Annotated in this window: 2 protein-coding genes; both read left to right on the top strand. The window is 14.8% G+C overall.

Annotated features, from left to right (window positions below; genetic code table 11):
• Nucleotides 1–296: 296 nt before the first annotated feature.
• On the top strand, nt 297–572 hold the full coding sequence (locus tag ACYVEA_RS34490; RefSeq protein WP_461117903.1) for a hypothetical protein: 276 nt from the start codon (nt 297–299) through the stop codon (nt 570–572).
• Between the two features lie 141 nt (nt 573–713).
• Nucleotides 714–1,116: hypothetical protein (locus ACYVEA_RS34485; RefSeq protein WP_461117902.1), on the top strand; the 403-nt coding region annotated here is incomplete at its 3' end.

Genomic DNA, 1,116 nt, shown 5'->3' with positions numbered 1-1,116 from the left:
TAGATACGCCCAACATCTTTATAAATTATAATTAGTATAAATATTATTATTATGAAATAATAATGAAATAGACTTGATATAATGTCAAGCTTGTTATTTTAATAATAACATTAAATAAAAATATGTTAAATATTATAAAATCTAAATTGAATATCTCTTATAAAAAGGATAGTAATAATAAAAATGTTGCTATAGATTATAAAAATTTTGTACCTGCTATAAGAGATTGAAAAAATAGTATTTATGTTTATAATAAAAATACTTTAAGTTTAATACCAGTAGCAAGTAATTATATTATGAAATTGATTAAAGGTTATTTTACTTTATCAAATTTAAAATTAGAAAGAAAATTAAGAAAAGAAAGATTACGTCGTAGATCAATAAAATTATCTACAAATAAAATTTTTTTAAGTGATGGTGAATTTAAACATACAAATGATAAAGTAATAATTACATTGTATTTATATAATAGACAAAAATACAATTATTTATATAAATTAAAAAAAAGATATGTAAAATTATTTGTTAAAGCTAGATTTTTGGAAAAATTAAATTTAATTAAATCTAAATGATTAAATCATTTACAAGAACAAAAAGAATTAACTAAAGATTTAATTAGAATTTTTCCTAGTTATAGTTATAAATTATCTTTTTTAGAAAATTATTATTATAAAATGTATATTAAAAAGGCTTTAAAAAGACTAAAATTTTATATGTTTTATAAACAATTGCTTTATATTAATCAAAATAAATTTAATTATTCTTATTTACAAGGTTTAATGTATTTAATAAAAAAAATTTTTAACAAAAATGTAGAATTAAATTTAATAAATTTAAAATATTTTTATTTTAATAGTGATATTTCTTCACAACCTCTAGTTTTAAAATTAAGAAAAAAAAGAAATTTATTAAGATATTTAAAAGCTTGTGTTAGAAAAGTAAAAATAAAAAAAACTAATGAAATAATAAATAATTATTTTTTTGATCTTAATAAATTGTCTAATGTAAAAGATTTTGATATTTTAAATAATTTGTTATTAAATTTATTAAAACAAAATGAAAAAAATTATACTAATAATACAGTGGTAAAAGATAAATATAATTTTACTTTCATAG

The organism is Spirosoma jeollabukense, assembly GCF_054777855.1.
Note: the sequence above shows the minus strand (reverse complement) of the source record. Positions and strands in the feature narration are given on the sequence as shown.